The organism is Intrasporangium sp. (assembly GCF_032907665.1).
In the GTDB taxonomy this organism is placed as follows: domain Bacteria; phylum Actinomycetota; class Actinomycetes; order Actinomycetales; family Dermatophilaceae; genus Intrasporangium.
The window spans coordinates 1-7,979 of sequence record NZ_JAJJPG010000152.1 but is presented as its reverse complement, the minus strand read 5'-3'; the positions used below and the strand labels follow the sequence as shown (position 1 = coordinate 7,979).

The 7,979-nt window shown below is 70.6% G+C and carries 10 protein-coding genes; 6 read left to right on the top strand and 4 right to left on the bottom strand.

Going from position 1 to position 7,979, the window contains the following annotated elements:
- Positions 1-1,310: MFS transporter (locus LOY02_RS16580; protein ID WP_317183477.1), on the top strand; the 1,310-nt coding region annotated here is incomplete at its 5' end.
- Here the strand turns inward: LOY02_RS16580 and LOY02_RS16575 are convergent.
- Genes LOY02_RS16575 through LOY02_RS16560 form a run of 4 tightly spaced genes read right to left on the bottom strand, consistent with a single transcriptional unit; the run spans position 1,311 to position 4,349 of the window.
- Positions 1,311-2,384 carry an ABC transporter ATP-binding protein gene (locus LOY02_RS16575; protein ID WP_317183476.1) on the bottom strand — a complete coding sequence of 358 codons (1,074 nt, stop codon included), beginning with the start codon at positions 2,382-2,384 and terminating at the stop codon, positions 1,311-1,313. It abuts the gene before it with no gap.
- Positions 2,381-3,166, bottom strand: coding sequence for an ABC transporter permease (locus LOY02_RS16570; protein ID WP_317183475.1), 786 nt, complete (start codon positions 3,164-3,166; stop codon positions 2,381-2,383). Before LOY02_RS16570 ends, LOY02_RS16575 begins: the two co-directional genes overlap by 4 nt.
- Positions 3,163-3,957: a molybdate ABC transporter substrate-binding protein gene (gene modA, locus LOY02_RS16565; protein WP_317183474.1), complete on the bottom strand. Its 795-nt coding sequence runs from the start codon at positions 3,955-3,957 to the stop codon at positions 3,163-3,165. The genes LOY02_RS16570 and modA overlap by 4 nt, the downstream gene beginning before the upstream one ends.
- The gene (locus LOY02_RS16560; protein ID WP_317183473.1) at positions 3,954-4,349 is read right to left on the bottom strand and encodes a molybdopterin-binding protein; all 396 of its coding nucleotides are present in this window, start codon (positions 4,347-4,349) and stop codon (positions 3,954-3,956) included. Before LOY02_RS16560 ends, modA begins: the two co-directional genes overlap by 4 nt.
- A 196-nt stretch (positions 4,350-4,545) precedes the next feature.
- On the opposite strand from LOY02_RS16560, the gene LOY02_RS16555 reads away from it, so the two are divergent.
- From LOY02_RS16555 to gabT, 5 genes are all read left to right on the top strand, one after another.
- Positions 4,546-4,953: a metalloregulator ArsR/SmtB family transcription factor gene (locus LOY02_RS16555; RefSeq protein WP_317183472.1), complete on the top strand. Its 408-nt coding sequence runs from the start codon at positions 4,546-4,548 to the stop codon at positions 4,951-4,953.
- Entirely contained in the window at positions 4,950-5,435 is a 486-nt protein-coding gene (locus tag LOY02_RS16550; protein ID WP_317183471.1) for an SRPBCC family protein, read from the top strand. The genes LOY02_RS16555 and LOY02_RS16550 overlap by 4 nt, the downstream gene beginning before the upstream one ends.
- An 11-nt stretch (positions 5,436-5,446) precedes the next feature.
- Positions 5,447-5,878: a VOC family protein gene (locus tag LOY02_RS16545; RefSeq protein WP_317183478.1), complete on the top strand. Its 432-nt coding sequence runs from the start codon at positions 5,447-5,449 to the stop codon at positions 5,876-5,878.
- Between the two features lie 34 nt (positions 5,879-5,912).
- Complete coding sequence (locus LOY02_RS16540) at positions 5,913-6,491, top strand: dihydrofolate reductase family protein (RefSeq protein WP_317183470.1); 579 nt, start codon at positions 5,913-5,915, stop codon at positions 6,489-6,491.
- A gap of 144 nt (positions 6,492-6,635) precedes the next feature.
- The gene (gabT, locus tag LOY02_RS16535; protein WP_317183469.1) at positions 6,636-7,976 is read left to right on the top strand and encodes a 4-aminobutyrate--2-oxoglutarate transaminase; all 1,341 of its coding nucleotides are present in this window, start codon (positions 6,636-6,638) and stop codon (positions 7,974-7,976) included.
- The last annotated feature ends 3 nt before the right edge of the window (positions 7,977-7,979 follow it).

Here is a 7,979-nt window from a genome sequence, read left to right as displayed (position 1 = left end):
CTCGTGTGCGCCCCTCGCTGCGTCGACCGCTGCGTCGACCGCTGCGTCGACCGCTTCGTGCCGGCGACCCGAGCCGGGTCTACTACGGCCTGACCGGCGTCTCCGCGTTCGCGTATGCACTGTGCTTCACCCTGAACATGGTCTTCCAGGTCAAGGTCATCGGGCTCGAGCCGCTCCAGATGGTCCTCGTCGGCACGATGCTCGAGCTCACCGTCCTCCTCTTCGAGGTGCCGACGGGCGTCGTGGCCGACCTGCACAGCCGCCGGCTCTCGGCGATCATCGGCTTCGCCCTGGTCGGGGTCGGCTTCGCGCTCCAGGGAATCATCGCGACCTTCGCGGCGGCCATGGTCGCCCAGATCGTCTGGGGGATCGGGTACACCTTCACGTCGGGGGCCGTCGAGGCATGGGTGAGCGACGAGGTCGGCGACGAGCACGTCCACCGCGTCTTCACGCGAGGCACGCAGGTCGAGCTCTCCGCCACCATCGCGGGTGCCGTCGCAGCCGGCGCGCTGGGCCTCATCGCCCTCCGCGTCCCGATCATCGCGGCGGGCGCCTTCTTCGTGGCGCTGGCCATCGGTCTGCTCGTCGTCATGCCCGAGCGCCATTTCGCGCCGACACCGCGCGTCGAGCGGGAGACGTTCGGCCACCTGCGCGACCTGTTCGTCGCCGGGCTGCACGTGGCCCGGCGTCGCAAGGTCGTCAGGGCGTTCCTGCTCGTCAGCCTGCTCGTCGGCCTGGCCAGCGAGGTCGTCGACCGGCTCTGGACGGTGCGCGTCCTCGACGACTTCACGATGCCGGCGATCCTCGCTGGGGACGAGGCGGTGGCCTTCGCCGCCTTCGCCCTCGTCGGCACGACGGTGTCCCTGCTGGCCTCCCTCGCGAGCAGCCGCTGGCTGCCGAGGCACGTGCCGGAGGAGCGCCCGGCCCTTCCCGTCGTGCTCGCGGCGCTCACCCAGGTCGCCGCGGTGGTCGGGATCGCGCTGCTCGGCAACCTCTGGCTCGTCCTGGCGGCGGTGTGGGTCCGCAGCGCCGCGCAGGCCTTCGCCGCTCCGATCGAGCGCGCGTGGCTCAACCGGAACCTGAACTCCTCGACCCGGGCGACGGTCCTGTCGATGAACGGGCAGATGAACGCCGTGGGCCAGGTCGCAGGCGGACCGCCCCTCGGTGCGCTCGCCAACGTTGCCGGCATCCCCGTCGCGCTCCTGGTCTCGGCGGCGGTCCAGCTGCCCACCGCTGGGCTCTTCGCACGGGTGCGCCGCCTGACCGGTCGACCCGAGCGCGAGGTCGACGAGGTCGGCACGCCGTCCTGATCAGCGCGGGTACGTCCGGACCTCCGTCGCCTTGACCGAGGCCCAGAGCTCGTCGCCGACCTGGAGGCCGAGAACCGTCACCGAGGCGAGCGTGACCTCAGCGGTCAGGGGCAGCTCGCCCGTCATCCCCACACGGGCGGACTGCCCCTGCAGCGTGATGTCGGAGATGGTGAGCCGCCAGTTGTTGCGCGGCGAGCCCTCGGGCGGCTGTCGGTGCAGCGACACCGCCGTCGGCGGCACGGTCGCCCACAGGGGCCCAGCACCCTCGTGGTTCGTGACGATCCGACCGCCCGCTGGAAGGGTCACGACGCCGGCGGGATCGGACTCCCCGGCATACAGGTTGAGGCCGACGACGGTGGCGACGTAGGGACTGCGTGGTCGCCGTAGCACCTCGGAGGGCGTCCCTGTCTGCGTCACGTGTCCGTCCTCGACGAAGACGAGCCGGTCGGCGAGGGTGAGCGCGTCGAGCGGGTCGTGGGTGACGAGCACCGTGACCCCGTCGTATGCCGTGAGGCGGGCCGCGAGCTCGGAGCGGGTCCTCGCTCGCGTGTCCGGGTCGAGCGACGAGAGCGGCTCGTCGAGCAGCAGCAGGGCCGGGTCGCTCGCCATGGCCCGGGCGAGGGCGACGCGAGCGGCCTGCCCCGAGGAGAGCTCGCTCGCTCGAGCGTGGGTGAGGTCGCCGAGGCCCACCCGCTCGAGCTCCTCGCGGGCGCGCTCGCGGGCGGCGTGCCGGTGGACGCCGCGGCTGCGCGGGCCGTAGGCGACGTTGTCGATCGCTCGAAGGTGGGGGAAGAGGAGGGGGTCGGCGAGCATGAGGCCCACGTGTCGCTCCTCGGGGAGCCGCCTGCGCCCCGCGCCCTCCCACGTCTCGCCACCGACGGCGACGTGCCCATCCTCGAGCGGTAGCACGCCGGCGAGGGCGAGGACTGTCGTCGTCTTCCCTCCGCCGTTCGGGCCGAGGATCCCGATGATCTCTCCCGGAGCAGCGGTGAGCTCGACATCGACCTGGATCCGCCCACGGGTCAGGCTGATTCGGGAATCGAGCCCTGGTGAGGCCATCCGTGTCGTCGTCACCGGACCCACTTCCCGCGGAGGAGGCCGAGGACGAGGATGCTGATCGCGAGCAGGACGATGCTGATCGAGGTCGCGACGTGCGGGTCCTGCTCGAGCGCGGCATAGACAGCGAGCGGGGCCGTCTGCGTGCGTCCCGGGAAGCTGCCGGCGAAGGTCAGCGTGGCGCCGAACTCGCCGAGCGCCCGCGCCCAGGCGAGGGCGACACCGCTGGCCAGGCCGGGCAGGATGAGGGGCAGCGCCACGGTGCGCAGGTAGCGCAGGTCCGTCGCGCCGAGTGTCCGGGCCACCGACTCGAGGCGCGGGTCGAGCCCGCGCATCGAGCCCTCGACGGCAAGCACGTAGAACGGCATCGCGACGAAGGTCTCGGCGAGGACGACGGCGATCGTCGTGAACGTGATCTGGATGCCGAAGGGCGCGAGGTGCTGGCCGAGGAGCCCGGTGCGGCCCCACGCCATGAGCAGGGCGACGCCCCCGACGACCGGTGGCAGGACGAGTGGGACGGTGAGCAGCGCGCGCACCCAGCGCGTCGTCGGGTGGTCGGATCGAGCGAGGAACCAGGCCAGGGGCGTGCCGAGCAGCAGGCAGAGGACCACCGTCGTCGACGTCGTCAGCAGGGAGAGACGGAAGGAGGGCCCGACGCTCGGGGTCGCGAGGTCACCCACGACCCGCGACCAGTCGGCCCGCGACACCAGGGCGACCAGCGGAACGAGCAGGAGCAGGAGCGCCAACCCCGCGGGGACGCCGAGGGAGAGTCGCGAACGCCACTGCGCGGCATACCTCATGGGGGTCCGAGCCCATACGTCCGGAGGGTCTGCTGGCCTGCCGTGGACAGGACGTAGTCGACGAACGCGGCCGTCGCCGGATCGTCCGCCAGCGTGACGATGGGGTAGCTCAGGCTCGTGTTGAAGGGGTCGCGGATCGCGACGCCCTCGACCGCGCCCTGAGCCGCGACGACGTCGGAGTGGTAGACGACGGCCGCGTCGGCCTCCCCGAGTCGGACCTTCGACAGGGTTGCCTTGACGTCGACCTCGCGCGAGACGACCGACGGGACGATCCGCGCCTTCCGGAACGTCGCGTCGGCCGCCTCACCGCACGGCACCGTCTCGGCGCAGAGGACGACCTTGAGCCCCGGCCGGCCGAGGTCGTTGATGTCGGTGACCTGGGCCGGGTTCGACGGCGGGACCGCGATCTCGAGCACGTTGGTCGCGAAGGTCGCGGAGCCCTTGACGAGTGCGTCGTCGAGGGGCTCCGCGGCGGCCTCGCCGGCGAGGGCGATGGCGTGCGCCGGGGCGCCTTGGTTGACCTGCTGGACGAGCGTCGCGCTCGAACCGTGCGAGACCTCGACCGTGATCCCCGGGTGGCTGTCCTCGAAGTCCGCGCTCAGCCGCTCGAACGACTCCGTCAGAGAGGCGGCGGCGAGGACGGTGACCGTGCGGTCCCCGGTGGTTCCCGTGGTCTCCGACGTCGTGCCGCAGGCGGACAGGGTCACCAGGACGAGGCCGTATGCCGCTGTGCTGAGCAGGCGGTGCCGCCGGGTCTGCGTCGCGGCCGTCGCTGGAGGGCGAGTCGTCATACGGGGATCTCCACGACGACGTGGGTCGACTTGACGGAGGCGACCGCCACGGAGCCGACCTCGAGGCCGAGCTCGTCGACCGAGTCGCTCGACAGCAGCGAGGTGATCCGGAAGGGGCCGCACTGCAGCTCGACCTTGGCCATGACCTTGTCCTTGGTGATCGAGGTGACGATGCCGCGCAGTCGATTGCGCGCGGAGGCCCCTCCGATGGCGCCCACCTCGGCCGGGTGGGCGAGCTCCTGTGCGACGGCGGCCAGCTCGGCGCCGTCGACGGTGCGTCGTCCGGCACGGTCCGTCCCTCCGGCAAGGCGGCCTGCGTCGACCATGCGGCGGACCGTGTCGTCGCTGACGCCGAGCAGGGCGGCGGCCTCCGTGATGCGCAGTTGCGGCATGGACGCCAGCATACAGCCGCACCTGCGGAACGCAGGGGCCTCGGCAACACGCCCGGACGTCGGCAACTGCATCGTGAAATTTCAGGAGGAGTTGCGCATTGCCGGGCGTGTTGCAGGAGGAGGGGGTTGACGGGACGGGACGGGTTGGCTTTAATCAACGTATTGGTTGATCAAGGAGTTGGTTGATTTGATTCACATGCCCACGACCGACGACCAGCTGGACCGCGCCTTTGCGGCCCTGGCCGACCCGGTCCGGCGTGCGATCATCGCCCGGCTCAGTCGCGGCCCGGCGACGGTGAACGAGCTCGCCGAGCCCTTTCAGATCAGCAAGCAGGCGGTCTCGAAGCACATCCAGGTGCTCGAGCACGCCGGCCTCGTCACGCGGACCCGGGACGCCCAACGCCGACCGGTCCATCTCAACGCCGGGCGCCTCGAGGCCATGACGGCCTGGATCGACCGCTACCGCCTCGTTCACGAGCAGCAGTTCCGCAAGCTGGACGCGCTGCTCGCGGCAACGCCGGATGCCACCGGCACAGATGCCGACACAGGCAACGGCACAGACACGGGAACAGACAACGACACGACACAGGAGCAGCAGTCATGAGCAAGCAGCTGACCATCACCGTCCCCGAGGGCCTGCCCTTCATCGACTTCGAGCGCGAGTTCGACGCGCCCGTCGACGCAGTCTTCGCGGCCCACCGCGACCCGGACCTCTACAAGCAGTGGCTGGGGCCGGACGGCTACGAGATGGTCCTCGACGAGCACGACTTCACCACGGGGGGCCGCTACCGCTACGTCCACCGGGACCCACAGGGCGAGGAGTACGCCTTCCGCGGGGTCTTCCACGTCGTCCGGGACAACGAGTTCGCCATCCAGACCTTCGAGTTCGAAGGCTTCCCGGACGTCGTGAGCATCGAGTCCCTCACCTTCGAGGACCTCGGCGACGGCCGGTGCCGGCTGCGCGGCCACGCCGTCTACCCGAGCATCGAGGCGCGCGACGGCATGGCGGCCAGCGGCATGGAGAAGGGCATGCGTGACGGCTACGACCGCCTCGAGCGGCTCGTCGCCACGAAGGCCCCGGCATGAGCGTTCAGCCGATGGACTGGACCCTCGAGGTCGTCGTCGTGCCGGTCTCCGACCTGCGTCGCTCGATCGACTTCTACCGCGACCAGGTCGGCTTCCACCTCGACCACGAGACGGACAACGAGCACATGCATGTCGCCCAGCTGACGCCCCCGGGGTCGGGCTGCTCGATCGTCATCGGCAACCTGTCCACTCAGACGACGATGGCACCGGGCTCCCTCCACGGGATCCAGCTCTGCGTCGCCGACGCCGAGGCCGCGCGGACCGAACTCGTCGGGCGTGGGGTCGAGTGCTCCGAGATCCAGGTCATCGACCCGCGGGACGGCGGCACGTTCTTCGGCTTCTCGGACCCGGACGGCAACACCTGGACCGTCCAGCAGCTCAAGGTCCGGGGCGAGACGCCGCTCATCCCACACGAGCACCGGAGCCGTTTCGGCTCCGGGTGACGAGCCCACCGAAAACCACAGTCCAGGAGATGTCATGAGCACTGTGATCATGCACAACGTCGTCTCAGTCGACGGTTTCATCGCAGATGTCGACGATGCGGTCGGGCCGCTGTTCGACTGGTACGGCAACGGCGACGTCCCGCTCACCGAAGGCGGTGAGCTTCGGGTCAGCCGAGTCTCGTACGAGTACGCGCGACCCATCTGGGACGGCATCGGCGCGATGGTGATCGGTCGGCACCTGTTCGATCTCACCAACGGCTGGGAGGGCAAGCCTCCGGCGGGGGAACACGTCGTCGTGGTCTCGCACCGGCCCGCGCCCGTCGGATGGCACCCGGAGGCGTCCTATCACTTCGTCGACGACATCGCGCCCGCCATCGAGCGGGCGAAGCAGCTCGCCGGCGACCGCACGGTCGCGGTCGCGGCCGGTGACGTCGGTGGCCAGGCGCTCGCCCTCGGTCTGGTCGACGAGGTCGCGATGGACGTCGTCCCGGTCGTCTTCGGATCCGGCAAGCGGTTCTTCGGCTCGGTCGCCGGCCAGCACCTCCTGCAGGACCCCCACGTCGTCATCCAGGGCGACAGGGTGCTGCACCTGTGCTACCGCGTCAGCCGGTAGGGACACCGGCGCGACTCATTCGGTAGGCACGTGCCCACTGGGTGGCGGGTTCAGCACCGAGCCCGCCACCCAGCTGCGGAATGCGTCGGCCCCGACGGAAGCGAGCCCTTCGACGCGAAGCCGGCTCAGCGGCATACTGCCTCCATGACTCACGTCGATCAGCAGCGGGTCCTCCGGACCGCCATCCCCGGGCCGAAGTCGGCCGAGATGCACCAGCGCAAGGCGGCGGCCGTGTCGGCCGGGGTGGGCGTGGGCCTGCCGGTCTACGTCGAGCGGGCCGGCGGGGGCATCCTCGTCGACGTCGACGGCAACCAGCTCATCGACTTCGGCTCCGGCATCGCGGTCACCAGCGTCGGCAACGCTGCCCCGCGCGTCGTCGAGCGTGTCCAGCAGCAGGTCGCGGACTTCACCCACACGTGCTTCATGGTGACGCCCTACGAGGAGTACCTCGAAGTCTGCGAGGCCCTGGCCGACCTCACGCCCGGGACCCACGAGAAGCGCTCGGCCCTGTTCAACTCCGGCGCCGAGGCCGTCGAGAACGCCGTGAAGATCGCGCGCAGCTTCACCGGGCGCGATGCCGTCATCGCCTTCGACCACGCGTACCACGGCCGCACCAACCTCACCATGGCCCTCACCGCGAAGAACATGCCGTACAAGCATCGCTTCGGCCCGTTCGCCGGCGAGGTCTACCGCGCTCCGATGAGCTACCCGTTCCGCTGGCCCGGCGGCCCCGCGGACTGCGCGAAGGAGTCGTTCGAGGCGTTCACCTCGATGGTCCACGCGCAGGTCGGCGAGGACAACACCGCCGCGGTCCTCCTCGAGCCGATCCAGGGCGAGGGCGGATTCATCGTCCCCGCACCGGGATTCGTCAAGCAGGTCGCCGACTGGTGCGCGGAGCACGGCATCCTCTTCATCGCCGACGAGGTGCAGACCGGCTTCTGCCGCACCGGTGACTGGTTCGCGAGCGAGCACGAGGACGTCGTGCCCGACCTCATCACGACGGCCAAGGGCATGGCCGGCGGTCTCCCGCTCGCCGGCGTGACCGGACGCGCGGACGTCATGGACTCCATTCACGCCGGTGGTCTCGGCGGGACCTATGGCGGCAACCCGGTCGCGTGCGCCTCCGCCCTCGGCGCCATCGAGACGATGAAGGAGGAGGATCTCTGCGGGCGGGCCCGGGAGATCGAGGCGATCTTCCTGCCGCGGCTGCGGGCGCTCGCCGACCGTTTCCCGCAGATCGGTGACATCCGCGGCCGTGGGGCGATGCTCGCGATCGAGCTCGTCAACGGTGCGGGCGACATCACGCCGAACGCCGCGCTCACGGCCGCGGTCAACAGGGCGTGCCACGCCGAGGGCCTCGTCACGCTCACCTGCGGCACCTACGGCAACGTCTTCCGCTTCCTTCCGCCGCTCGTGGCCGGTGACGAGCTGCTCACGGAGGGGCTCGACATCTTCGAGGCAGCCTTTGCCAAGGCCGCGGGGTAGCCG